The sequence below is a fragment of the Cupriavidus pauculus genome (assembly GCF_003854935.1).
In the GTDB taxonomy this organism is placed as follows: Bacteria; Pseudomonadota; Gammaproteobacteria; order Burkholderiales; family Burkholderiaceae; genus Cupriavidus; species Cupriavidus pauculus_C.
Genome location: NZ_CP033969.1, coordinates 1,427,379 through 1,450,615 on the forward strand (window position 1 = coordinate 1,427,379; position 23,237 = coordinate 1,450,615).

Annotated in this window: 21 protein-coding genes; 14 read left to right on the top strand and 7 right to left on the bottom strand. The window is 66.6% G+C overall.

What is annotated here, in order from left to right; all coding sequences use genetic code 11:
• The first annotated feature begins 188 nt into the window (after positions 1 to 188).
• The 8 genes from purB (at position 189) to EHF44_RS08315 (ending at position 9,038) form a co-directional block, all read left to right on the top strand.
• On the top strand, positions 189 to 1,565 hold the full coding sequence (gene purB, locus EHF44_RS08280) for an adenylosuccinate lyase (protein WP_124683299.1): 1,377 nt from the start codon (positions 189 to 191) through the stop codon (positions 1,563 to 1,565).
• A 295-nt stretch (positions 1,566 to 1,860) separates the two neighbouring features.
• Positions 1,861 to 2,424 carry a cytochrome b gene (locus EHF44_RS08285; protein WP_124683300.1) on the top strand — a complete coding sequence of 188 codons (564 nt, stop codon included), beginning with the start codon at positions 1,861 to 1,863 and terminating at the stop codon, positions 2,422 to 2,424.
• A gap of 73 nt (positions 2,425 to 2,497) precedes the next feature.
• Positions 2,498 to 3,073 (top strand): YceI family protein, encoded by a 576-nt coding sequence (locus tag EHF44_RS08290; RefSeq protein ID WP_124683301.1) that lies wholly within the window; start codon positions 2,498 to 2,500, stop codon positions 3,071 to 3,073.
• 78 nt (positions 3,074 to 3,151) lie between these two features.
• Entirely contained in the window at positions 3,152 to 3,742 is a 591-nt protein-coding gene (locus tag EHF44_RS08295) for a YceI family protein (RefSeq protein WP_124683302.1), read from the top strand.
• A 393-nt stretch (positions 3,743 to 4,135) separates the two neighbouring features.
• Positions 4,136 to 5,527: a class I SAM-dependent methyltransferase gene (locus EHF44_RS08300; protein WP_124683303.1), complete on the top strand. Its 1,392-nt coding sequence runs from the start codon at positions 4,136 to 4,138 to the stop codon at positions 5,525 to 5,527.
• Positions 5,499 to 6,908, top strand: a complete 1,410-nt coding sequence (locus EHF44_RS08305) for a sensor histidine kinase (RefSeq protein WP_253700000.1) — start codon at positions 5,499 to 5,501, stop codon at positions 6,906 to 6,908. The genes EHF44_RS08300 and EHF44_RS08305 overlap by 29 nt, the downstream gene beginning before the upstream one ends.
• A 10-nt stretch (positions 6,909 to 6,918) precedes the next feature.
• Positions 6,919 to 8,049, top strand: a complete 1,131-nt coding sequence (locus EHF44_RS08310; protein ID WP_172966099.1) for a hybrid sensor histidine kinase/response regulator — start codon at positions 6,919 to 6,921, stop codon at positions 8,047 to 8,049.
• Positions 8,046 to 9,038, top strand: a complete 993-nt coding sequence (locus EHF44_RS08315) for a response regulator (RefSeq protein ID WP_124683305.1) — start codon at positions 8,046 to 8,048, stop codon at positions 9,036 to 9,038. Before EHF44_RS08310 ends, EHF44_RS08315 begins: the two co-directional genes overlap by 4 nt.
• Positions 9,039 to 9,180: 142 nt before the next feature.
• Here the strand turns inward: EHF44_RS08315 and secF are convergent, their stop codons facing one another.
• From secF to queA, 5 genes are all read right to left on the bottom strand, one after another.
• Positions 9,181 to 10,152 (bottom strand): protein translocase subunit SecF, encoded by a 972-nt coding sequence (secF, locus tag EHF44_RS08320; RefSeq protein WP_124683306.1) that lies wholly within the window; start codon positions 10,150 to 10,152, stop codon positions 9,181 to 9,183.
• 24 nt (positions 10,153 to 10,176) lie between these two features.
• A complete protein-coding gene (secD, locus tag EHF44_RS08325) occupies positions 10,177 to 12,042 on the bottom strand; it encodes a protein translocase subunit SecD (RefSeq protein ID WP_124683307.1) in 1,866 nt (621 codons plus the stop codon).
• Positions 12,043 to 12,251: 209 nt separating this feature from the next.
• Positions 12,252 to 12,578 carry a preprotein translocase subunit YajC gene (gene yajC / locus EHF44_RS08330; protein ID WP_124683308.1) on the bottom strand — a complete coding sequence of 109 codons (327 nt, stop codon included), beginning with the start codon at positions 12,576 to 12,578 and terminating at the stop codon, positions 12,252 to 12,254.
• Positions 12,579 to 12,797: 219 nt separating this feature from the next.
• Complete coding sequence (tgt, locus tag EHF44_RS08335) at positions 12,798 to 13,928, bottom strand: tRNA guanosine(34) transglycosylase Tgt (RefSeq protein WP_124683309.1); 1,131 nt, start codon at positions 13,926 to 13,928, stop codon at positions 12,798 to 12,800.
• Positions 13,929 to 13,948: 20 nt separating this feature from the next.
• Positions 13,949 to 15,001, bottom strand: coding sequence for a tRNA preQ1(34) S-adenosylmethionine ribosyltransferase-isomerase QueA (gene queA / locus EHF44_RS08340; protein ID WP_124683310.1), 1,053 nt, complete (start codon positions 14,999 to 15,001; stop codon positions 13,949 to 13,951).
• Between the two features lie 178 nt (positions 15,002 to 15,179).
• On the opposite strand from queA, the gene recG reads away from it, so the two are divergent.
• The 5 genes from recG (at position 15,180) to ubiA (ending at position 20,407) form a co-directional block, all read left to right on the top strand.
• Positions 15,180 to 17,363, top strand: a complete 2,184-nt coding sequence (gene recG / locus EHF44_RS08345; protein ID WP_124683311.1) for an ATP-dependent DNA helicase RecG — start codon at positions 15,180 to 15,182, stop codon at positions 17,361 to 17,363.
• A 121-nt stretch (positions 17,364 to 17,484) separates the two neighbouring features.
• Positions 17,485 to 18,441, top strand: a complete 957-nt coding sequence (locus EHF44_RS08350) for a LysR substrate-binding domain-containing protein (protein ID WP_124683312.1) — start codon at positions 17,485 to 17,487, stop codon at positions 18,439 to 18,441.
• Positions 18,442 to 18,668: 227 nt separating this feature from the next.
• Positions 18,669 to 18,854 (top strand): hypothetical protein, encoded by a 186-nt coding sequence (locus EHF44_RS08355; RefSeq protein WP_124683313.1) that lies wholly within the window; start codon positions 18,669 to 18,671, stop codon positions 18,852 to 18,854.
• A gap of 84 nt (positions 18,855 to 18,938) precedes the next feature.
• On the top strand, positions 18,939 to 19,424 hold the full coding sequence (locus EHF44_RS08360) for a Dps family protein (RefSeq protein ID WP_124683314.1): 486 nt from the start codon (positions 18,939 to 18,941) through the stop codon (positions 19,422 to 19,424).
• 98 nt (positions 19,425 to 19,522) lie between these two features.
• A complete protein-coding gene (ubiA, locus tag EHF44_RS08365) occupies positions 19,523 to 20,407 on the top strand; it encodes a 4-hydroxybenzoate octaprenyltransferase (protein ID WP_124683315.1) in 885 nt (294 codons plus the stop codon).
• 84 nt (positions 20,408 to 20,491) lie between these two features.
• Here ubiA and proC read toward each other — a convergent pair whose 3' ends face one another.
• Both proC and EHF44_RS08375 read right to left on the bottom strand, forming a co-directional pair.
• On the bottom strand, positions 20,492 to 21,310 hold the full coding sequence (gene proC / locus EHF44_RS08370; RefSeq protein ID WP_124683316.1) for a pyrroline-5-carboxylate reductase: 819 nt from the start codon (positions 21,308 to 21,310) through the stop codon (positions 20,492 to 20,494).
• A gap of 77 nt (positions 21,311 to 21,387) precedes the next feature.
• Positions 21,388 to 22,077 (bottom strand): YggS family pyridoxal phosphate-dependent enzyme, encoded by a 690-nt coding sequence (locus EHF44_RS08375; RefSeq protein ID WP_124683317.1) that lies wholly within the window; start codon positions 22,075 to 22,077, stop codon positions 21,388 to 21,390.
• A gap of 109 nt (positions 22,078 to 22,186) precedes the next feature.
• On the opposite strand from EHF44_RS08375, the gene EHF44_RS08380 reads away from it, so the two are divergent.
• Entirely contained in the window at positions 22,187 to 23,230 is a 1,044-nt protein-coding gene (locus EHF44_RS08380; RefSeq protein WP_124683318.1) for a type IV pilus twitching motility protein PilT, read from the top strand.
• Positions 23,231 to 23,237 lie beyond the last annotated feature (7 nt).

A 23,237-nucleotide genomic window follows, 5' to 3' on the forward strand; every position in this document is an offset into this window, starting at 1 on the left:
GCCCAACGCCGGCGCGCCGCGAGCGCGCACGGGGCCGGGGGCGATGGTAAAATCCCGCGTTGCGCGTTCGGCGGCCGTCTTGCATCGGCTGCCTGTCGGCTTCTGCACGGCAGTGCCGGGCGGCGCATCCGCCGCTTTTCCGCGCCCCCGCACAAGCCCCCCGAATCCTCTTTTCTCCGGTTGCCAGCATGTCCACGTCGTCCCTTTCGCCGCTCACCGCCCTGTCTCCCATCGATGGCCGTTATGCCGCCAAGGCCGACGCGCTGCGCGAGTGGCTGTCGGAAGCGGCCTTCATGCGCAACCGCGTCAAGGTCGAGGTCAACTGGCTGATCGCGCTGGCCCAGGCCGGCCTGCCCGACGTGCCGAAGTTCTCGGCCGATTCCGAAGCCCGCCTGCAGGCCCTGGTCGACAACTTCACCGAGGCCGATGCCGCCCGCATCAAGGAGATCGAGGCGGTCACGAACCACGACGTGAAGGCCGTGGAATACTGGCTCAAGGAGCAGGTCAAGGGCAACGCCGAGCTGGAAGCGGCAAGCGAGTTCATCCACTTCGCCTGCACGTCGGAAGACATCAACAACACGTCGCACGGCATGATGCTCAAGGGCGCCCGCGACGGCGTGATCGTGCCGGCACTGCAGCGCGTGCACGCCCGCCTGGTGGAACTGGCCAAGCTCAACGCCACCCAGCCGATGCTGTCGCGCACCCACGGCCAGCCGGCCAGCCCGACCACGCTGGGAAAGGAAATCGCCAACGTGGCGGCCCGTCTGGCCCGTGCCATCGAGCGCGTGCAGCGCGTGGAACTGCTGGGCAAGATGAACGGCGCGGTGGGCAACTACAACGCGCACCTGTCGGCCTACCCGTCGTTCGACTGGGAGTCGTTCTCGAAGCAGGTGATCGAGCAGCGCCTGGGCCTGACGTTCAACCCGTACACGATCCAGATCGAGCCGCACGACTACATGGCCGAGCTGTTCGACGCCATCGCCCGTGCCAACACGATCCTGCTGGACCTGAACCGCGACGTCTGGGGCTACATCGCGCTGGGCTACTTCAAGCAGAAGACCAAGGCCGGCGAAATTGGCTCTTCGACGATGCCGCACAAGGTCAACCCGATCGACTTCGAGAACTCCGAAGGCAACGTGGGCCTGGCCAACGCCGTGCTGCGCCACCTGTCGGAAAAGCTGCCCGTCTCGCGCTGGCAGCGCGACCTGACCGATTCCACCGTGCTGCGCAACATGGGCGTGGCATTCGGCTACAGCCTGCTGGCCTACGAGGCTTGCCTGCGCGGCCTGGGCAAGCTGGAAACCAATCCGGAACGCTTGGACGAAGACCTGGACAACTGCTGGGAAGTGCTGGCCGAGCCGGTGCAGACCGTGATGCGCCGCTTCGGCGTGCCCAACCCGTACGAGCAGCTCAAGGAGCTGACGCGCGGCAAGGGTATCTCGCGCGAGGCGCTGCAGACGTTCGTCCAGGGCCTGGCGATTCCCGACGATGCCAAGCAGCTGCTGCTGGCGATGACGCCGGCCAGCTACATCGGCAAGGCCGTGGAACTGGCCAACCGCATCTGACGCCGTCTTGCCGCGCCACGGTTGCCGTGGCGACCAGACAACAGGGCTGACCTTCGGGTCGGCCCTTTTCGTTTGCGCGGGCTGGCCTGGCATCGCGTGGGTTCCCGAGCGCAGGGTGCGACACGTCACCACATCAAATCATTTGAATAACTTCATGAACTTCGACCCTTCCCAGCCGCTGCCGCTCACTCAATAATGCGAGAATTGCTGGCGCGTGAGGGACCGGTCCGGGACGAGACCGCGCTGCGACGCCAGCAGACCGCATCAACAACAAGGATCGAAGGGATTCACCGAGATGGGCTACCAAGGAACCGGGCCGGGGGGCCAGGCGCAGTACACCGCCACCGCCATCGGGCTGCACTGGCTGATTGCATTCGGCATCTTCGCGGCGTTCGGCCTGGGCCTGTACATGACCAGCATCCCGGGGCTGACGCCGACCAAGCTCAAGCTGTTCTCGTGGCACAAGTGGCTGGGCGTGACGATCTTCGCCGTGGCCGTGCTGCGCGTGATCTGGCGCGCCACCCACGCCGCGCCGCCCGTGGCGCCCGGCACGCCGGCCTGGCAGGCCCGCGCCGCCGCCGCCGCGCACCATCTGCTCTATCTGCTGATCCTGATCGTGCCGATCACCGGCTACCTGTACAGCTCGGCCGCCGGCGTGCCGGTGGTGTACCTGGGCCTGTGGAAGCTGCCGGCGCTGATCGACGCCAGCGACACGCTCAAGCCCATCCTGAAGCAGGTGCATATCTGGCTGAACTACAGCATGGCGGCCATCGTCGTGGTGCACGCGGCCGCGGCCGTCAAGCACCAGATCGTGGACCGCGATGGCACGCTGGGCCGCATGATCCCGTTCCTGCGCTGAGCGGCAGCGCACCGTTTGCCTGCTTTCCGCCTGACCAACCGGCCGCGATGGCCAGCCACCACTGGAGTCTCAGATGAAACGCATGACCCGTCCCGGCACGATGATCGTGGCGGCCACCCTGGCAGCTACCGCGCTGGCCGCCAACCTTGCCTGGGCGCAGATCGACGCCGCCAAGAGCACGGTCACGGCCACCGCCAAGCAGATCGGCGTGCCGATGGAAGGCAAGTTCAGGAAGTTCGACGCCACGCTGGACTTCGATCCGGCCAAGCTGGCCACGTCGTCGGCCAAGGTCGAGATCGACGTGTCGTCGTTCGAGATCGGCGACGCCGAGACCACCAAGGAGGTCAAGGGCCGCGACTGGTTCGACGCCGCCAAGTATCCGAAGGCGGTGTTCCAGTCGACCAGCATCAAGGCCGGCGCGGCCGGCAAGTACGAAGTGGCCGGCAAGCTGACCATCAAGGGCAAGACCGTGGACGTGACCGTCCCGGCCACGTACCGCCAGGACGGCACCGCCCAGGTGTTCGACGGCGTGCTGCCCATCAAGCGCACCACGTTCAACATCGGCGATGGCGAATGGAAGGATACTTCCGTCGTGGCCGACGACGTCCAGATCAAGTTCCACCTCGTGACCCCGGCGAAGAAGGGCTGAGGCGGGCACTGTCCCGCTCGACGCTCCTTGGCCGTTATTCCTGACCTTCCTCTCCAACTTTTTGACGGGAGACTCAACATGAAGATGCGCACCCTGATCGCCGCCGCCGCGGCTGCCTCCGCCACGTTTGCCGCCGGCGCCGCCATGGCGACCGCCACGACGTACAACATCGACCCGACCCACACGTACCCGAGCTTCGAGGCCGACCACATGGGCGGCCTGTCCAAGTGGCGCGGCAAGTTCGACAAGTCCAGCGGCGTGGTGACGCTGGACCGCGCTGGCAAGGCCGGCACGGTCGACATCAAGATCGACGCCGCGTCGATCGACTTCGGCAACGGCAAGCTCAACGAGCACGCCAAGGGCCCGGAAATGTTCGACGTGCAGGCATTCCCGGATGCCACGTACAAGGGCAAGTTCTCGAAGTTCAAGGGCGACGTGCCGACCGAAGTGGACGGCGTGCTGACGCTGAAGGGCGTGTCGAAGCCGGTGAAGCTGGAGATCAAGGAATTCAAGTGCATGCAGCACCCGATGCTCAAGCGTGAAGCCTGCGGCGCCGACGCCGTGGCCCACTTCAACCGCGCCGACTTCGGCATCGACTACGGCGTGAAGTACGGCTTCAAGCAGGACGTGAGCCTGGCCATTCAGGTGGAAGCGGTCAAGGCCGATTGATCATGCCGCGACGCATCCGCCGCCGGCGGATGCCGTCATGGAGAAATGTTATTTCTCCAATACAAAGTAGAAAAATGAGCCAACTATCCTGTTGGCTCATTTTTTTTGCGCTTTGCATACCCCACTTCATGCAGCAGGTGCACTGTTGTGCGGTGAAGAATTGCCACAGTACAATGGGTCGCCGCAGTCCCACCCTCTGGGGCGGCGTCGCTCCGTCCCCGAAACACCCCTGGCGGCGCGCGCCCCGCAACTGGTCACGCGCATCGATATGAGCATTGGCTGCATTCCCTGACAGGTAGTTTCGCCGCAAGACCCTTGCCTTGAGCTGTACCCGGCCGACGCCTGCTGGCGCCGTGTCCCGCAGCGTTTCTCGGATTTCCCTGGCGCGATACCGTGTACTCCAAAACGCAAATCGATCCGGTAGTTAGCTTCCGCAACTCGCAGGGCGAGCAGGTGCGGGGCACGATCATCAATCTCCAGCGCAAGTCGCTGGTGATGGAAATCTACAATCCCTACTCGATTGTCCAGGTCAGCGAAGTATTGAGCGAGCTGAGCGTGCGGATGGGCGCGAAGAACGCCTACCTGGGCAAGGCCGTGGTCATGAGCCTGGTGAACACCGGCCTGACCGCGGTGGTGTCGCTGACACTGATCGACGAGTGGCGCGAACTGACAGACGTCAACGATGCACCGAAATCGGTCGCGCGTGAGGCCGAGCTGTTCGTCCAGGACTGGGACACCCGCTTCAACATCCGGCGCGACTACCAGATCGTGGTCAACGAGATGCGGGCGTTCCTGTCCGAAGTCTCGCGCTGGGTGGAACAGGTGGACCTGACCGAATCGCTGCCCAAGAAGGAAGGCCGGCTGCGCGAGGACGTGTTCTACGAACTGGCCACGCCGCTGATGGGCAAGGTGAAGACTTACCTCGACTGGCTGGAGGACGAGGCCAAGCGGGTGGACCAGGAACTGGCGCCCGTGCACCGTACCTACGCCCAGGCGGCGCTGCACCCGCTGCTGCTGCGCGCGCCGTTCGTCTACCGCACGTTCACCAAGCCGCTCGGCTACGCGGGCGACTACGAGATGGTGAACCAGATCCTGAGCGATCCGCAGCAGGGTCCCACCACCTACTTCCAGATCGTCAATACCGCCTTCCTGAAGGCGGCGGTAGCCACGGCCCACCGCAACCGGATCGACCTGCTGGTCGACTTCCTGACCCGGCAGGCCGAACGCGCGCGGGCCGAGGGCCGGCCGTTCCGGGTGCTCAACGTGGGCTGCGGCCCGGCGTTCGAGATCCAGCGCTTTGTCCGTGAATACCCGAATCCCGAGCTGCTGTCGTTCCAGCTGATCGACTTCAGCGAGGAAACGCTGGAATACACCCGCGCCTCGGTGGAGCGCTCGGCGGCGGGCGCCGGCCGCAAGGTGTCGGTGGAGATGGTGCACCAGTCCGTGCACGACCTGCTCAAGCGCCGCATTGCGATGGACGACCCGAGCCTGCGCGAATTCGACGCCGTCTACTGCGCCGGGCTGTTCGACTACCTGTCCGACAAGGTCTGCGCGCGGCTGCTGCAGTATTTTGCGTCGCGCTCGCGGCCGGGCGGCCAGTTGCTGGTCACCAACGTCCACTCCGACAACCCCGAGAAGTTCGGGATGGAACACCTGCTGGAGTGGTATCTGATCTACCGAGACGAGGCAGGGATGACCTCGGTCTTGCCGGAGAACTCGCATGCCCACCGACTTTATGTCGATGAAACCGGCGTCAATGTCTTCGCCGAAGCCACTGTCAGCTGACGTGGCCGACGTGGCGGACGCCGAAGAGGCGGCGCCGGCGGCCAGGCCCGTCAGCTCGAACCAGCTCTACGCCGGCTACCAGTCCGAACTGGCCGACTTCCGCCTGGCGTTCAGCCGGGGCGGGGCGTACACGGCCATCGCGCTGGTGATGTTGGGCGTGGGGCTCGACTACGGCCAGTACCCGCACCTGCAGGTGCCGTTCGCCATCGCCCGCGTATTGGTGTCGCTGCTGATCGCCGGTGTGGTGGTGGCGCTGTACAGCCAGGCCGGCCGCCGCTTTGCGCCGTGGCTGACCATGACGTGGCTGCTGCTGCCGCAGATCATGATCGCCTGGATGATCTCGCGCACCGAAGGGGTGGAATCGCCGTACTACGTCGGCCTGAACCTGGCGATCTTCGCGTCGGGCATCGCGCTGCCGTTCGGGCTATGGCAGAACCTGGTGTTCGGCATCCTGTCGTACGTGCTCTACGCCGCGGCCTGCCTGCTGCACCCCGGCGGTATCGAGCCGATGGGCACGTTCATCGTCAACTCGCTGTTCCTGCTGTTCGCGGCGGCGGCCAGCGGTGTGTACACGTTCTTCAACGAACGGGCGCGCTTCATGCTGTTCCGGCTCAAGGCCGAGGTGGCGGACAAGAATACCGAGCTGGAGGTCATCAACCGCAAGCTCGTCGACATCAAGGGCCAGATGCTCCAGCAGGAAAAGATGGCGGCCATCGGTACGCTGGCGGCCGGCCTGCTGCACGAGGTGAACAACCCCGTGAACTTCTGCCTGATGGCCATCGAGGTGGCCATGGAGGAGCCGGCGGCCAAGTCCGAGCCGATGCTGGAAGAGTGCCTGGTCGATGCCAAGCAGGGCATGCAGCGCATCCAGCATATCGTGTCCGACCTGAAGACCTTTGCCTACCGCAAGCCCGGGGCCGAGGTGGAAGGCACGCCGTTCCTGTTCGAGAAGGCGCTGGATTCGTCGCAGCGCTTGACCGCGCACGAGTTGCGCGGCGTCAAGATGACGCGCGAGATGCCCGACGACACGCTGGTGATGGGCGACGAAGCCGCCATTATCGGCGTGCTGATCAACCTGTTCTCGAACGCCGCGCTGGCGATGCGCAAGGCCGGCACCAAGGAGCCGGCCATCCATACCACGGTGCGCTGGCAGGAAAAGCGCCTGCACGTGACGGTCAAGGACAACGGTCCGGGCATCGCGCCCGAGCACCTGGCGCGCGTGTTCGAGCCGTTCTTCACGACGCGGGAAGTGGGGCAGGGGCTGGGCCTGGGGCTGTCGATCAGCTATGCGGTGATCGAGCGCCACGGCGGGGTGCTGTTCGCCGAAAGCGAGGTCGGCCAGTGGGCCGCCTTCAGTTTCGACCTCCCGCGGGCGGAGTAAGGCAGTGACGATGGACACCACGCAGACGCGGCCCACCATTCTCTACGTCGACGACGAGGAGATGGCCTGCAAGTATTTCGCGCGCGCGGTCGGTAGCGAGTACGAGGTGTTGTCGGCCACCGGCGCCGACGAGGCCGTCGGCATCCTGCGCGCGCACCACGCGCGCATCTCGGTGCTGGTGACCGATTTCCGCATGCCCGGCCGCGACGGCGGCGACCTGCTGCGGCAGGTGGCGCAGGAATTCCCCCAGATCGTGCGCATCCTGGTCACGGCCTATGCCGACAAGGACATGCTGCTGGAGACCGTGAACACCGGCGAGGTGTTCCGGATACTCGAAAAGCCCATCGGCGTGGCCGACGTGCGGGACATCCTGCGCCTGGCCGGCGAGCGCTACCGCGAACGCGCGGTGCGCCAGCAGCGGCTGATGGCCATCGACGAGACGCTGGCGTTCCTGGCGCACGAACTGAACACGCCGCTCGCGGCGATCGCCAATTTCGCGCTCGGCATCGAGTCGCGCGTGGGCGGCGAGTACAGCGAGGCGCGGCAGGCCGAGATCGGGCGGGCGGCCAGTGCCATGCATGACAACGCCCAGTATTGCCTGGCGGTGCTGTCGTCGTTCCTGCAGTCGGTGCGCAGCAGCGCCGGCGGGGCGGTGCCGGCGCGCGGTGTCGGACAGGAGGTCAGCGCGGGGGCGCTCGTCGCATCCCTGCTGGATACCTATCCTTTTGCCGATAACCAGCGTAGCTGGGTGCACGTGGAGATGGAGGGCGACTTCCCCGTGCCCACGCTGCCGAACTGCGTGGCGCTGGTGCTGTCGTCGGTCATGAGCAATGCGCTGCGCGCTCTGGCCGATGTGAGTGTCCCCTCGCTACGTTTCGTGGTGGTGGCTGGCGACCGGCCCGAGATCCGCATCGCCGACAACGGGCCCGGCATCCCGCCCGAGGTCATGGGCCGGCTGCTGGTGGATCCGGTGACCACGCATGCGTCGGCGGGCGGCAGTGGCATGGGCATGATTTTCTGCAACCGGGTGATGCAGTCCTTCGGTGGCGGCATCCGGATTGCGTCGGCCTCGGGCGCCGGCACGACCGTTACCCTCGATTTCCCCAATTTCAAGAATCGTATGCACAGGAGTGATCGATGAGCGAACCGAATACTACGCAGGCACCCCCGGCGATTCTGTTCGTCGACGACGAAGCGACTGCGGTCAAGTATTTCCAGCGGGCCATCGGCCAGCTTGCGCCGGTGGTGACCGGCCAGTCCGTGGAGGAGGGCAAGACGCTGCTCGACGCCCACGCCGACAGCCTGGCCGTGCTGGTGTCCGACCAGCGCATGCCCGGCGAGTACGGCAACGAACTGCTGCGCTACGCGCGAGAGCGCTATCCGCATATCGTGCGGATCCTGACCACGGCCTATTCGGAACTGGACCAGACCGTCGAGGCCGTGAACCAGGGCCAGATCCATCGCTATATCAAGAAGCCGTGGGACATCACCGCGCTGCGCATGGAGCTGAAGCAGGCGCTGGAACTGTCCGGACTGCGCAAGGAACGTGACCAGCTGGTGCGCGAGAAGCTGATGGTGCTGCAGAAGCAGACCGTCGCCACGCGGGTCGGCATGATCCACGCGCTGTGCGCCAGCCTGATCGGCCCGGGCCGCTTCCAGCCGGTGGAAACCTACCTGTCCGGCACGTCGCTGGCCGGCGCCAGGAACGCCGAGCCGGACTGGCAGCGCCTGGACTACGCCGACCTGGTAGGCGCCGAAAGCAAGCGCAGCGGATCGTTCGGCCACGCCGTCAGCAACAAGCTGGCCGCCCTGCGCACCGCTAACCGCGGCGCCGGCGACATGGCCGCCGTGCTGGCGGAATCGCTGGGCGCCAGCGTGCGCCGCGACGGCGACGTGGTTACCTGGACCTCGCCCGCCACGCTCAACGAGTTCGTCTCCCGGCCGGTAGCCGAAGAGGTATCGCCAGAGCACGCCGGCTGGCTGGCCGCCTTGCTGTGGCTGGAAGAAGCGGGCGGCGCCCTGCAACTCGTACGCGAAGGCGACGCCATCTCGGCCCGCACCACCCCCCGCACCGAATCGTTCTCGGCCGACCGGCTGGCGGTGTGGATCGAGGAGTTGACGGAGGCGTAGGGCGGTCCGGCTGTTGTTGCAGCGTTGAAGTCCCGCGCTTGCTCACCTTGGCCATCAGGTTCAGGAACTGATGCCAAGGGCGCGGCACCCAAAGAAAAAGGCACCCGCAGGTGCCTTTTTTCATGCCGCGGGACGGAGCCCGTCAGGCTTGTGCCCCGTAGTTCGGGTCGTTGCGGTCCGTCACGTCGGCCTTCTTTTCGCCCTTGACCAGGTCCTCGCGCTTCACGCCGAGCCACATGGCCAGCGCTGCGGCCACGAACACCGACGAGTAGATGCCGAACAGGATACCGACCGTCAGCGCCAGCGCGAAGTAGTGCAGCGTCGGGCCGCCGAAGAAGAACATCGACAGCACCATCATTTCGGTCGAGCCGTGGGTGATGATCGTGCGCGACATCGTGCTGGTGATGGCGTGGTCTATCACCTCGCGCGTGCTCATCTTGCGGTACTTGCGGAAGGCCTCGCGGATCCGGTCGAAGATCACCACCGACTCGTTCACTGAGTAGCCCAGCACGGCCAGGATGGCCGCCAGCACCGACAGCGAGAACTCCCACTGGAAGAACGCGAAGAAGCCCAGGATGATCACCACGTCGTGCAGGTTGGCGATGATGCCGGCCACTGCAAATTTCCACTCGAAGCGGAACGACAGGTAGATCACGATGCCGGCCACCACGCACAGCAGCGCCAGCAGGCCGTCGGTGGCCAGTTCCTTGCCGACCTGCGGGCCGACGAACTCCACGCGCTGCAGCTTCACGTCGGGCGAGGCGGCGGTCAGCGCGCCCATCACCTGTTCGCTCTGCTGGGCCGACGTGACGGGCTTGCCGTCCGGGCCCTTCTGCAGCGGCAGGCGGATCATCACGTCGCGCGAGGTGCCAAAGTTCTGCACCTGTACGTCGGTGTAGCCCAGCTTGCCCACCTGGCCCCGGATTTTCTCCAGGTCGGCGGCCTGCTGGTAGTTGACCTCCATCACCGTGCCGCCGGTGAATTCGATCGACAGGTGCAGGCCCTTTTGCCAGAGGAAGAAGACAGCGGCGGCAAACGTCAGGAAGGAGACCACGTTGAAGATCAACGCGTGCTTCATGAACGGAATGTCGCGCTTGATGCGGAAGAATTCCATGATGTTGTCCTGATGTGTCCTGGCTTACTTGGCCACCGGCGCGTCGGCGTCCGGCTTCCAGATCTGGCCGATGGCCAGGCTCTGGAGCTTCTTCTTGCGGCCGTACCAGAGGTTGACCAGGCCGCGGTTGAAGAACACCGCCGAGAACATCGACGTCAGAATGCCCAGGCAGTGCACCACGGCAAAGCCGCGCACCGGGCCCGAGCCGAAAGCCAGCAGCGCCAGGCCGGCGATCAGCGTGGTCACGTTGGAGTCCAGGATGGTGGCCCAGGCGCGGTCGAAGCCGATGGCGATGGCCATCTGCGGCGACGCGCCCGCGCGCAGTTCCTCGCGGATCCGCTCGTTGATCAGCACGTTGGCGTCGATGGCCATGCCCAGTACCAGCGCGATGGCCGCGATGCCGGGCAGCGTCAGCGTGGCCTGCAGCATCGACAGCACCGCAATCAGCAGCAGCAGGTTGATGCCCAGCGCGGCCACCGAGAACAGCCCGAACAGCATGTAGTACAGCACCATGAAGACGGCGATGGCGGCAAAACCGTAGGCCACCGAGTCAAAGCCCTTCCTGATGTTGTCGGCGCCCAGCGACGGGCCGATGGTCCGTTCCTCGATGATCTCCATCGGGGCGGCCAGCGAGCCGGCGCGCAGCAGCAGCGCCAGGTCGTTCGCGGCCTCGGTCGAGTACGAGCCGGTGATCTGGAAGCTGGACCCGAGTTCGGACTGGATCGTCGCCACCGTCAGCACTTCGCCCTTGCCCTTTTCGAACAGGACGATGCCCATCGGCTTGCCGATGTTCTCGCGCGACACGTCGCGCAGCACGCGGCCGCCCTGGGCGTCGAGCTTGATGTTGACGGACGGACGCTGGTTCTGGTCGAAGCCGGCCGACGCGCTCTCGATGCGGTCGCCCGTGAAGATCACCTGCTTGCGCAGGATCACCGGCGCGCCATTGCCCTGGGTGAACAGTTCGTCGCCAAACGGCACCGGATCGCCCGGACGCGGGTTGCGCGGCGCGTCCGGATCGGCCAGGCGCGCTTCCAGCGTGGCGGTGCGGCCGATGATGTCCTTGGCCTTGGCGGTGTCCTGCACGCCCGGCAGCTGCACGACGATGCGGTCGGCGCCCTGCTGCTGGATCACCGGCTCGGCCACGCCCAGCTCGTTCACGCGGTTGTGCAGCGTGGTGATGTTCTGCTTGACCGCCGCGTCCTGCACGGCCTTGCGGGCCGCTTCGGTGAACACGCCCACGACGTTGTTGCCGTCGATCGAGAACGCCAGTTCGCGCAGGTTGTCGGCCAGGATGCCGCGCGCGCGGTTGGCGTCGTCGGCGTTGCTGAAGCGCACGGTCAGGCGGTCGCCGTCGCGGTCGATGCCGCCGTGGCGCACGTTCTTGTCGCGCAGCAGCGTGCGCGTGTCGCCGGACAGGCTGTCCAGCTTCTTGTCGACGGCGCCCTTCATGTCCACCTGGAGCAGGAAGTGCACGCCACCGCGCAGGTCCAGGCCCAGGTACATCGGCAGCGCGTGCAGCGACGTCAGCCACCGGGGCGAGCCCGACAGCAGGTTCAGCGCCACCACGTAGGTCGGGTCGTTGGCGTCGGGGTTCAGCGCGCGGGTCAGCGCGTCCTTGGCCTTCAACTGCTCGTCCGTGGTGCGGAAGCGAGCCTTGACCGAGCCCGACTGGCCGGCGACGTCAAAGAACACGCCGTCGGGCTGCAGCTGGTGCTGGGCCAGGATGTCCTCCACCTGCTTCTGCATGGAGAGGTCCACCTTGACCGTCGCCTTGGCGGACGATACCTGGACAGCAGGGGCCTCGCCGAAGAAATTCGGCAGGGTGTAGATGATGCCGATGGCCAGGGCCACCAGGATCACGATGTATTTCCAAAGCGGATAGCGATTCATCTTTGGCCAGTCATTGCGGTTGGCATGCCGACAAGCCGCGCAAAACGCGCGCCGGTTCGGCGGACCGGTTGGCAAACAGCCGCCTGGCAGCCCCGACACGGGTCCGGGAGGACCCGCCGGGCTGGTTCAGGCGGCTGCGCAGGGCAGGGTCGGCGTAGCGACGGGGCGCCACTCGACGTGTGCCGGATCAGGAGGAGGAGACCGTCCGATCAGAGCGACTTCAGCGAGCCCTTGGGCAGTACGTTGGTCACGGCGTTCTTCTGCACGGTGATTTCCATGCCTTCGGCCACTTCCAGCGTCACGTAATTCTCGTTGACCTTCGTGACACGACCCAGGATGCCGCCGGCGGTGACGACTTCGTCGTTCTTGGCCAGCGCTTCCAGCATTGCCTTCGCTTCCTTCTGGCGCTTCATCTGCGGGCGGATCATGATGAACCACAGCACCGCGAACATCAGGATGATCGGCAGGAAGCTCATGAGGCCACCGGCCGCGCCGCCGGCACCGGCGGTCTGCGCAAAAGCGTTCGAAATCAGCACGTTACTTCTCCGTCACAAAGGTCAATCAGGGAATCGGGCATTCTATCACCCGGTTGTTGTCCCGCCTTGGCATTCTAGGGCGAATTACGGGTTTGTTCGGGTGCTTTGCAAGTACTTTGCAGACGAAGCAGAAGCGCCCCGCGCAACCCCGGCGCGGGCAGTGATTCGACAGGCTGCGGGCCAAAAGTTCGCGCTGCCTGTCTGATCGTTAAAACATTGTCATCTGGTGCCGCGCGCCCGGTCTTCGGCAAACCGGCGGCGGAACGCCTCGAAGCGGTGTTCCTCGATGGCGGTGCGCATTTCGCGCATCAATTCCAGGTAGTAATAGAGGTTGTGGATGGTGTTCAGCCGCGCGCCCAGGATTTCTCCTACCCGGTGCAGGTGGTGCAGGTAGGCGCGCGAGAAGTTGCGGCAGGTGTAGCAGCCGCACTGCTCGTCCAGCGGGCGCGGATCGTTGCGGTGCGCGGCGTTGCGGATCTTCACGTCGCCAAAGCGGGTGAACAGCCAGCCGTTGCGCGCGTTGCGTGTGGGCATCACGCAGTCGAACATGTCCACGCCGTGCGCCACGCCGGCCACCAGGTCTTCCGGCGTGCCCACGCCCATCAGGTAGTGCGGCTTGTGGGCCGGCAGGCGCGGGCCCACGTGCTCCAGCACCCGCATCATGTCGGCCTTGGGTTCGCCGACCGACAGCCCGCCGATGGCGTAGCCATGGAAGTCCAGCTCCGACAGCCCGGCCAGCGACTCGTCGCGCAGATCCTCGAACATGCCGCCCTGGACGATGCCGAACAGCGCGTTGGGGTTGGCCAGCCGGTCGAATTCGTCGCGCGAGCGCTTGGCCCAGCGCAGGCTCATCCGCATGGACCGGGCCGCCTCGTCGTGCGTGGCGGGGCGGCCGTCGATCTCGTACGGCGTGCATTCGTCGAACTGCATGACGATGTCCGAGTTCAGCGTGCGCTGGATCTGCATCGAGATCTCGGGCGACAGGAACAGCTTGTCGCCATTCACCGGCGACGCGAACCTGACGCCTTCCTCGGTGATCTTGCGCAGTTCTCCGAGCGAAAACACCTGAAAACCGCCTGAATCGGTCAGGATGGGCTTGTCCCAGCCGACGAACTTGTGCAGGCCCTGGTGCGTCTCGACCACGTCCAGGCCGGGGCGCAGCCACAGGTGGAACGTGTTGCCCAGGATGATCTGGGCGCCAATCTCGTTCAGCTCCAACGGCGACATCGCCTTGACCGACCCGTAGGTGCCCACGGGCATGAAAATTGGCGTTTCCACGACGCCATGGTTCAGCGTGACGCGGCCGCGGCGCGCGTTGCCATCGGTGGTCAGCAGTTCGAAGTTCAGCATGATTCGGTTCTCGGGTGCGGTCAGTCGCGGCGGGTCAGCAGCATGGCGTCGCCGTAGCTGAAGAAGCGGTAGCGCTGTGCCACGGCGTGGCGGTAGGCGGCGCGGATGGCTTCTACGCCGGCCAGCGCCGACACCAGCATCAGCAGCGTCGACTTTGGCAGGTGGAAGTTGGTGATCAGCGCGTCCACCGCGCGGAAGCGGTAGCCGGGGGTGATGAAGATGTCGGTGTCGCCGTGGCCCGCGTGCAGCGTGCCGTCCGGGGCCGCGGCCGATTCCAGCGCGCGCAGCGACGTGGTGCCCACGGCGATGACCCGGCCGCCGCGCGCGCGGGTTTCGCGCACGGCATCGGCCAGTTCGGGGGTGATCCTGTACCACTCCGAGTGCATCTTGTGCTCGGCCAGGTTCTCGGTGCGCACCGGCTGGAACGTGCCGGCGCCCACGTGCAGCGTCAGGAACGCGCGGCGGATGCCGGCGGCGTCCAGCCGCGCGAACAGCGCGTCGTCGAAATGCAGGCCGGCCGTGGGCGCGGCCACGGCACCGGGGTTGCGCGCGTAGACGGTCTGGTAGCGCGTCTCGTCGTAGGCGTCGGGGTCGTGCGTGATGTACGGCGGCAGCGGCAGCCGGCCGTAGCGCTCGATCAGGTCCAGCGCCGGCTCGGGAAAGTGCAGCGTGAAGAACTGGTCGACGCGCGGCCCCACCGTGACCGCGAAGGCGTCATCGGCCAGCAGGAGCTGGCTGCCTTCGGCGGGCGTCTTCGAGGCCCGCACCTGGGCCAGCACCGTGTGGGTGTCCACCACGCGCTCGACCAGCACCTCCACGCGGCCACCGCTCGGCTTCTGGCCGAAAAAGCGTGCCTTGATCACGCGCGTGTCGTTGAAGACGAGCAGGTCTTCCGGGCGCAGGTAGTCCAGGATGTCGCTGAACGCGCGGTCCACCAGCCGCACGGCGTCGGCGGTATCGGCGGGCGCTGTCCGTTCCACCACCAGCAGGCGGCTGGCGCTGCGGTCGGGCAGGGCGGACTGCGCGATCAGTTCGGGCGGCAGCGGGAAATCGAAATCGGACAGGGTCAGCATGGGTTCAGCGGGCAAGGCAGCGCCGTACCGAAGGCAATAGGGGGCTGGGCGGCAGTCCTTGCGTGGTACCGCCGCAGTGATCGGTACGGCATGGGTACAATCGGCGAATCCGACATTGTAAGGCTTGGGCGGCCGGCTTCGCCCGCGCCCCGCTTGTGACTTTCATATTTCCGCGCTGATGCCAGGCACCGCCACCGACCCCCTAGACGACCCCGCGCCCGCCGCCGCCAAGCCGGCCCGGCCCGCCGCAGGACAGGCCGGCAAGCCGGGCACCGGTGCGGCGGACAAGGCCAAGCCGTCATCCGCCATGGCCCGGCTGGCCAAGCTGGGCCTGCGGCGCCCGGTTGACCTGGTGCTGCACCTGCCGCTGCGTTACGAGGACGAAACCACGCTGGAGCCGATCCGCGACGCCATCCGCCGCGCCGGCATGGGCCTGGCCGCGCAGGTCGAGGGCGAGGTGGTGTCGAACGAGGTCACGTTCCGCCCGCGCCGCCAGCTTGTGGTGAAGATTGCTGACGACACCGGCGAGCTGACGCTGCGGTTCCTGAATTTCTACGGCAGCCAGACCAAGCAGATGGCCGAAGGCATGCGGCTGCGCGTGCGTGGCGAGGTGCGCGGCGGGTTCTTCGGCGCCGAGATGGTCCATCCGACCGTGCGCCCCGTGACCCCAGACGAGCCGCTGCCCGACCGCCTGACCCCGGTCTATCCCGCCACCGCCGGCATCTCGCAGGCGTACCTGCGCAAGGCCATCGGCGGGGCGATGTCGCGCACGCCGATGCCCGAGACGCTGCCCCAGGCGGTGCTGCGCGGCCCGCTGGCATCGCTGAAGCTGGCGCCGCTGCCCGATTGCCTGCGCCTGCTGCACAACCCGCCGCCGCAGGAAAGCGAGGCGGCGCTGGCCGACCGCTCGCATCCGGCCTGGGTGCGCATCAAGTTCGACGAACTGCTGGCGCAGCAGATCTCGTTGCGCCGCTCGCAGGCCGCGCGGCGCGAGAAGAATGCCCCGTCGATGCCGCGCCGGGACGATGGCCTGCTCACGCGCTTCCTGGCGGCGCTGCCGTTCCGGCTCACCGGCGCGCAGGCGCGCGTGGTGGAGGAGATCGCGGCGGACATGGCGCGTCCCCATCCCATGCACCGGCTGCTGCAGGGCGACGTGGGCAGCGGCAAGACCATCGTCGCCGCGCTGGCCGCGTGCCAGGCCATCGACGCCGGCTACCAGGCCGCGCTGATGGCGCCCACGGAAATCCTGGCCGAGCAGCACTTCCGCAAGCTGTCGGCGTGGCTGGAGCCGCTGGGCGTGCCCGTGGCCTGGCTGGCCGGCAGCCTCAAGGCCAAGGCGCGGCGCGAGGCCGTGGCGCGCGCTGAATCGGGCGAGGCGCGGCTCGTGATCGGCACCCACGCGCTGATCCAGGACGGCGTGAAGTTTGCCAACCTGGGGCTGGCCGTGGTCGACGAGCAGCACCGCTTCGGCGTGGCCCAGCGGCTGGCGCTGCGCGGGAAGGCCGGCGAGCCCGGCGCGCCGGGGCCGGTCGACGAGAAGGTGCCGCACCAGTTGATGATGTCGGCCACGCCGATCCCGCGCACGCTGGCCATGACCTACTACGCGGACCTGGACGTGTCCGTGATCGACGAATTGCCGCCGGGCCGCACGCCAATCGTCACGCGGCTGGTCAACGATGCGCGGCGCGACGAGGTCATCGAGCGCGTCCACCACGCCGCGGCCGAGGGCCGCCAGGTCTACTGGGTCTGCCCGCTGATCGAGGAAAGCGAGGCGCTGCAGCTTCAGACCGCGCAGGAAACGTACGAAACGCTGATGGCCGCGCTGCCGGACCTGCGCGTGGGGCTGGTCCACGGCCGCCTGCCGCCTGCCGAGAAGGCGGCCGTGATGGACGACTTCAGCGCCAACCGGCTGCACGTGCTGGTGGCGACGACCGTGATCGAGGTGGGGGTTGACGTGCCCAACGCCTCGCTGATGGTGATCGAGCATGCCGAGCGCTTCGGGCTGGCGCAGCTGCACCAGTTGCGCGGCCGGGTGGGGCGGGGCAGCGCCGAATCGGTCTGCCTGCTGATGTATCAGGCGCCGCTGTCACCCAACGCGCGTGAACGGCTGGCGACGATGCGCGAGACCACCGACGGGTTCGAGATCGCCCGCCGCGACCTGCAGATCCGCGGGCCGGGCGAATTCCTGGGTGCGCGGCAGTCGGGCGAGGCGATGCTGCGCTTTGCCGATCTGGAGACCGACGCGTGGCTGGTGGACTATGCGCAGGCGGCCGCCGAAATGATGCTGGCGCAGTTCCCCGAGGACGTGGAGGCCCATCTGTCGCGCTGGCTGGGCGGGCGCGAGCACTTCCTGAAGGCGTAGGTTGCGCCCGCTCCCTGTCTGATCAGTCCGAAAAAGTGGCGCAAGACTGACATTGCTTCTGCGATCTGACAGACGGCGGATTCGAAGTTAAAATCTATCGCCTAACCAGATTTGATTAATCATGACGCTCACCGAACTCAAGTACATCGTTGCCGTAGCGCGCGAGCGCCATTTCGGCCGGGCGGCCGAGGCGTGCTTCGTATCGCAGCCGACGCTGTCGGTCGCCATCAAGAAGCTGGAAGACGAGCTGACCGTGCAGATTTTCGAGCGCGGCACCTCGGAGGTATCGGTGACCGCCATCGGCGAGCAGATCGTCGCCCAGGCCCAGCGCGTGCTGGAGCAGACCATGGCGATTCGTGAAATCGCCAAGCAGGGCAAGGACCCGCTGGCCGGCCCGCTGCGCGTGGGCGTGATCTACACGATCGGGCCGTACCTGCTGCCGGCGCTGGTCAAGCAGATGATCGACACCGTCCCGCAGATGCCGCTGATGCTGCAGGAAAACTATACGAACAAGCTGATCGAGCTGCTCAAGCAGGGCGAGATCGACTGCGCGATCATGGCCGAGCCGTTTCCCGATTCCGGCCTGACCGTCCGGCCGCTCTACGACGAGCCGTTCGTGGTGGCCGTGCCGCGCGGCCACAAGCTGGCCGAGCAGGCCATGGTCGATCCGGACGAACTCAAGCAGCAGACCATGCTGCTGCTGGGCAGCGGCCACTGCTTCCGCGACCATGTGCTGGGCGTCTGCCCGGAGCTGTCGCGGTTCTCGCAGGCCGCGGACGGCATCCAGAAGACCTTCGAGGGCTCGTCGCTCGAAACCATCCGCCACATGGTGGCCAGCGGCGTCGGTATCACCGTGCTGCCGCGCACGTCGGTGCCGGACCTGAAGCCGCGCAACGACATGCTGTCGTACGTGCCGTTTGCCGATCCGGTGCCCGATCGCCGCGTGGTGCTGGCTTGGCGCAAGAGCTTCACCCGGCTGCCCGCCATGGAGGCGCTGGCCAATGCCGTGGCCGCCTGCGACCTGCCGGGCGTGCGCAAGATCGGCGAGGCGGAACCCGTCGAGGCCGTGGCCGCCTGATACGCGCCAGGCTTCGGCCATGCGAGAACGGCAGGGGCGACCCTGCCGTTTTGCCGTCCGGCCCCTGCACCAAGACCCTGTTCACGACCCGGACATAGTCCCGGACTATCCCATAGTTAAAAAGTATCAAATAGTCACATTCATAGCCGATGACTACACTTCGTCCATCGGTTGCACGCATGCCAGGCGGACATGACGGCAGCCCCCATGGACTCAGGAGAATCATCATGGCAATGCTCGGGCTGTTCGTCAGCGAATTCCGGCAACTGCGCGCGCAGGCGGGCAAGGCAGGCGATACCGCGCGGCTGCGCCGCAAGGTGGTCCGCAAGGAAATCGGCATGGCCGTCGTGGCGCTGGGCGCGATGGTCATGTTCATGGACGCGGCCCGCGGGCTGTCCGTCCTTGTGACGTGAACCTGATACGATAATGGCCGCTGTTCGTCCGCCATGCGCGGGCGGTCGATCCTCGTGGCCTGACCAAGAATGGAGCTGAGAAAAATGGCAAAGAAGAATGAGATGAGCGTGAACATCGGTATTTCGGACAAGGACCGCAAGAAGATCGCGGAAGGCCTGAGCAAGCTGCTGGCCGACACCTACACCCTCTATCTCAAGACCCACAACTTCCACTGGAACGTGACGGGTCCCATGTTCAACACGCTGCATACGATGTTCGAAACCCAGTACACCGAACTGGCGCTGGCTGTGGACTCGATCGCCGAGCGGATCCGCGCGCTGGGCTACCCGGCACCGGGCACCTATCGCGAATTCGCCAAGCTGTCGTCGATCGCCGAGGAAGAGGGCGTGCCCGAGGCCACGGACATGATCCGCAAGCTTGTGGAAGGCCAGGAAGCCGTGGTGCGCACCGCGCGCTCGCTGTTCCCGGTCATCGACGCAGCCGGCGACGAGCCGTCGGCCGACCTGCTGACCCAGCGCATGCAGACGCACGAGAAGACCGCGTGGATGCTGCGCTCGCTGCTGGCCTGATCCCCGTCATGCCCGTCACCGGTTGAACCGGTACAACGCGCCTCGGACCCGTGCCGAGGCGCGTTTTTGCTTGGTATTTCCTGAAGTCCGCCTCCGCCATGTCCCATCCGTCCGCCGCTCCCCACCATCCTGGCCGCCTCGCGCTCTACGCGCGGCTGGTGCGCATCGACAAGCCGATCGGCACGCTGCTGCTGCTGTGGCCCACGCTCTGGGCGCTGTGGATGGCCGCGGAAGGCCCGCCGACGTGGCAGATCTTCTGCATTTTCTTTGCCGGCACGTTCCTGATGCGCTCGGCCGGCTGCGCCATCAACGACTGGGCGGACCGGGACTTCGACCGCCACGTCAAGCGCACCCGCGAGCGGCCGCTGACCGCCGGGCTGATCGCCAGTTGGGAGGCGCTGGCCGTGGCGGCCGTGCTGGCACTGGTGGCGTTCGCGCTGATCCTGCCGCTGAACGGGCTGACGAAGTGGCTGGCCGTGGTGGCGGCGGTGCTGGCCGGCACGTATCCGTTCTTCAAGCGCTTCTTTGCGATCCCGCAGGCGTACCTGGGCATCGCGTTCGGGTTTGGCATCCCGATGGCGTTTGCCGCCATCCAGGCGCAGGTGCCGTTCGTGGCGTGGCTGATGCTGCTGGCCAACGTGTTCTGGGCCGTGGCGTACGACACCGCCTACGCGATGGTCGACCGCGACGACGACCTGCTGCTGGGCATGAAGACATCGGCCATCACGTTCGGCCGCTTCGACGTGGCCGCGATCATGATCTGCTACGCGGCGTTCCTGGGGCTGATGGCCTGGGCGGGCGCGCTGCTGGACCTGGGCTGGCCCTACTACGCCGGCCTGGCCGCGGCAGCCGCGATGGCCGGCTACCACTACACGCTGATCCGCAACCGCGACCGCATGCAATGCTTCGCCGCATTCCGCCACAACAACTGGCTCGGCGCGTGCGTGTTTGGGGGCACGCTGGCGGCGTATCTGGTGAAGTAGGGCAGGGTCGCGTTTGTTTGCTCCCCTATCCCGCAAGGCGGGAGAGGGGAAAAACCTGCGGGCTTCAGACTACGCCCCCAACCTTCAATCCTTCCCGAACTCCGCGCCCATTTCCTTGCCCCGCGCCGCGGCGGCATGCATGGCCTTGACGAAGGCTTCGGCGATGCCGCCGGCGTCCATGGCGGTCAGGGCGGCATAGGTGGTGCCGCCTTTCGAGGTCACGCGCTCGCGCAGCAGTGAAACCGGCTCGGGCGATTCGGCGGCCAGCGCGGCGGCGCCGCGGAATGTCTCGACGGCCAGCTTGCGGCCCTGCTCGGCCGACAGCCCCAGCTCCCGGGCCGCGCGCTCCATCGCTTCGACGAAATAGAACACGTAGGCCGGGCCGCTGCCGGAGATGGCCGTGACGGCGTCGATCTGGTCGTCGCCATCGACCCAGACGCACTGGCCCACGGCCTCGGCCACCGCCGTGGCGATGGCCCGGTCGCGCTCGGCCAGGCCCGGTGCGGTGGCCAGCCCGGTCATGCCCATGCCGGCCAGCGCCGGGGTGTTGGGCATGGCGCGCACCAGCCGGCTGCGGCCGAGCCAGCGGGCCATGTCCTGCAGCCGGATGCCGGCCGCCACGCTGATGACGAGGTTGTCGGCCAGCAGCGGCACCAGCGGCGCGATGGCGTCGCGGAAATGCTGCGGCTTGACGGCCAGCACGATCACGTCGCTGACGCCAAAGGTGGCGTCGGGCGCCGCCATGGCCTGCACGCCGGTCTGGGCCAGCCGCTGGCGCACGTCGGCGGACGGGTCGACCACGCGGATCGCGCCGGCGGGCACGCCACGGGCCACCAGGCCGCCGATCAGCGCGGCGGCCATGTTGCCGCCGCCAAGGAAGCCGAAGGTAAGGGAATCGAGCATGAAGTTTCCTGGTAGGCCGGTGCGATGCGTGTCGACCGGCGTGGTGCGTGGTGCGGTGTCGGGGGGCTGGCGGCGTGCTACTGCCGCGCGCCGAAGATGGCGGTGCCGATGCGCACCAGCGTGGCGCCTTCGGCAATGGCCGCGTCCATGTCGGCGGACATGCCCATCGACAGCGTGTCCACGTTTAGCCCGGATTGGCGCAGTTGGTCAAGCAGCCCGCGCAGCGCGGCAAACGGCTGGCGCTGGGCGGCGGGGTCCGACGCCGGCGCCGGGATGGCCATCAGCCCGCGCAGGCGCAGGTTCGGCAGTTGGGCGATAGCCTGCGCCAGTGCGGGCACCTCGGCCGGCGCCACGCCGCTCTTGGTGTCCTCGTCGCTGATATTGACCTGGATGCAGACCTGCAGCGGCGGCAGCCCGGCCGGCCGCTGGGCCGACAGCCGCTCGGCAATCCGCAGCCGGTCGATCGCATGCACCCAGTCGAACTGCTCGGCCACCGGGCGCGTCTTGTTGCTCTGCAGGGGGCCGATGAAATGCCACTGGAGCTGGCCGCGAAGGTCGTCCAGCGCGGCGATCTTTTCCACCCCTTCCTGGACGTAATTCTCGCCAAATGCCCGCTGCCCGGCCGCCACCGCCTCGCGCACCCGGGCCGCCGAAACAGTCTTGGAAACCGCCAGCAGCATGACGTCGGAGGGCGCCCTGCCGGCTTGTTGTGCGGCCGCCGCGATGTCATGGTTCACGGCTTGCAAGTTGGCGGCGATTACAGACATAATCCAGCGGAATAATTCCAAGAAGTACAAACAGAAGTACAACAATAAACCGGTAAAGGCCCGGCAAACGGTGTACCGCCAGGGCCTGTTCAGGGTGGGGTCATTATAGATGGACATCGCACAGCTTCTGGCCTTCGCGGTCAAGAACAAGGCTTCCGATCTTCACCTCTCGGCAGACATGCCGCCGATGGTGCGTATTCACGGGGACATGCGCCGCATCAACGTCGCGGCCATGACGCACAAGGACGTCCACGCCATGGTGTACGACATCATGAGCGACGTGCAGCGCAAATCCTACGAAGAGCGGCTGGAGGTCGATTTCTCTTTCGAGATCGCCGGGCTGTCCCGCTTCCGGGTCAACGCCTACAACACCCAGCGCGGCGCCGCGGCCGTGTTCCGGACGATTCCCTCCAAGGTACTGACGCTCGACGACCTGCACGCGCCGGCCGTGTTTGCCGACCTGTGCATGAAGCCGCGCGGGCTGGTGCTGGTGACCGGGCCCACGGGCTCGGGCAAGTCGACCACGCTGGCGGCGATGGTGGACCACCGCAACGACAACGACATGGGCCACATCCTCACGGTGGAGGACCCGATCGAATTCGTCCACAACTCCAAGAAAAGCCTGATCAACCAGCGCGAGCTCGGGCCGCACACGCACTCGTTCGCCAACGCGCTGCGCTCGGCGCTGCGCGAGGATCCGGACGTGATCCTGGTGGGCGAACTGCGCGACCTGGAAACCATCCGCCTGGCGCTGACCGCCGCGGAAACGGGCCACCTTGTCTTTGCCACGCTGCACACCAGCTCGGCGGCCAAGACCATCGACCGGGTCGTGGACGTGTTTCCGCCCGAGGAAAAGGACATGGTCCGCACGATGCTGTCCGAATCGCTGGAAGCGGTCATCTCGCAGACGCTGCTCAAGACGCGCGACGGCAACGGCCGGACCGCCGCGCACGAGATCATGATCGCCACGCCGGCCATCCGGCACCTGATCCGCGAGAACAAGATCGCCCAGATGTACTCGATGATGCAGACGTCCAGCGGCCTGGGCATGCAGACGCTGGACCAGTGCCTGAGCGACCTGATCAAGCGCGGCATGATCAACTACAACGACGCGCGGGCGATTGCCAAGAATCCTGACGCCTTCATGGGATAAGGAGCCA

Bases quoted from the DNA above. Each gene is read 5' to 3' on its own strand.
- purB (WP_124683299.1), top strand. From the start codon at position 189: ATGTCCACGTCGTCCCTTTCGCCGCTCACCGCCCTGTCTCCCATCGAT.
- EHF44_RS08285 (WP_124683300.1), top strand. From the start codon at position 1,861: ATGGGCTACCAAGGAACCGGGCCGGGGGGCCAGGCGCAGTACACCGCC.
- EHF44_RS08290 (WP_124683301.1), top strand. From the start codon at position 2,498: ATGAAACGCATGACCCGTCCCGGCACGATGATCGTGGCGGCCACCCTG.
- EHF44_RS08295 (WP_124683302.1), top strand. From the start codon at position 3,152: ATGAAGATGCGCACCCTGATCGCCGCCGCCGCGGCTGCCTCCGCCACG.
- EHF44_RS08305 (WP_253700000.1), top strand. From the start codon at position 5,499: ATGTCTTCGCCGAAGCCACTGTCAGCTGACGTGGCCGACGTGGCGGAC.
- EHF44_RS08310 (WP_172966099.1), top strand. From the start codon at position 6,919: ATGGACACCACGCAGACGCGGCCCACCATTCTCTACGTCGACGACGAG.
- EHF44_RS08315 (WP_124683305.1), top strand. From the start codon at position 8,046: ATGAGCGAACCGAATACTACGCAGGCACCCCCGGCGATTCTGTTCGTC.
- secF (WP_124683306.1), bottom strand. From the start codon at position 10,152: ATGGAATTCTTCCGCATCAAGCGCGACATTCCGTTCATGAAGCACGCG.
- secD (WP_124683307.1), bottom strand. From the start codon at position 12,042: ATGAATCGCTATCCGCTTTGGAAATACATCGTGATCCTGGTGGCCCTG.
- tgt (WP_124683309.1), bottom strand. From the start codon at position 13,928: ATGCTGAACTTCGAACTGCTGACCACCGATGGCAACGCGCGCCGCGGC.
- queA (WP_124683310.1), bottom strand. From the start codon at position 15,001: ATGCTGACCCTGTCCGATTTCGATTTCCCGCTGCCGCCCGAACTGATC.
- recG (WP_124683311.1), top strand. From the start codon at position 15,180: ATGCCAGGCACCGCCACCGACCCCCTAGACGACCCCGCGCCCGCCGCC.
- EHF44_RS08350 (WP_124683312.1), top strand. From the start codon at position 17,485: ATGACGCTCACCGAACTCAAGTACATCGTTGCCGTAGCGCGCGAGCGC.
- EHF44_RS08355 (WP_124683313.1), top strand. From the start codon at position 18,669: ATGGCAATGCTCGGGCTGTTCGTCAGCGAATTCCGGCAACTGCGCGCG.
- EHF44_RS08360 (WP_124683314.1), top strand. From the start codon at position 18,939: ATGGCAAAGAAGAATGAGATGAGCGTGAACATCGGTATTTCGGACAAG.
- ubiA (WP_124683315.1), top strand. From the start codon at position 19,523: ATGTCCCATCCGTCCGCCGCTCCCCACCATCCTGGCCGCCTCGCGCTC.
- proC (WP_124683316.1), bottom strand. From the start codon at position 21,310: ATGCTCGATTCCCTTACCTTCGGCTTCCTTGGCGGCGGCAACATGGCC.
- EHF44_RS08375 (WP_124683317.1), bottom strand. From the start codon at position 22,077: ATGTCTGTAATCGCCGCCAACTTGCAAGCCGTGAACCATGACATCGCG.
- EHF44_RS08380 (WP_124683318.1), top strand. From the start codon at position 22,187: ATGGACATCGCACAGCTTCTGGCCTTCGCGGTCAAGAACAAGGCTTCC.